1 protein-coding gene is annotated in these 264 nt (G+C 53.4%); it reads left to right on the forward strand.

Annotated elements, in window-relative coordinates; translation table 11 throughout:
• Positions 1 to 264, forward strand: a 264-nt coding sequence (locus ACL9RG_RS22775) for an autotransporter outer membrane beta-barrel domain-containing protein (protein WP_422794918.1), incomplete at both ends; no start/stop codon positions are given.

Below are 264 nucleotides of genomic sequence, written 5' to 3' on the forward strand. Positions count from 1 at the left end.
AAATATGGTGCGGGAACCGGGCAGGTGTTTGTTGAAACCGGTTATGGCCTGCAAACCGGCCCGGTACAATTGGAGCCGTTTGCAAACCTGGCGTATGTAAATCTTAAAAACAATGGTTTTGATGAGAACGGCGGCGCAGCGGCCTTACATGGCAATAAGCAGCATACCGAAGCCACCTTATCAACATTGGGATTACGCGCCGACACGTCATGGCAGGCAAGCAAGCAAACCACGCTGGTGCTGCGTGGAGAGCTGGGCTGGCAA

Origin of the sequence: Rouxiella sp. Mn2063 (genome assembly GCF_049319665.1) — a bacterium.
Classification (GTDB): domain Bacteria; phylum Pseudomonadota; class Gammaproteobacteria; order Enterobacterales; family Enterobacteriaceae; genus JBMOUD01.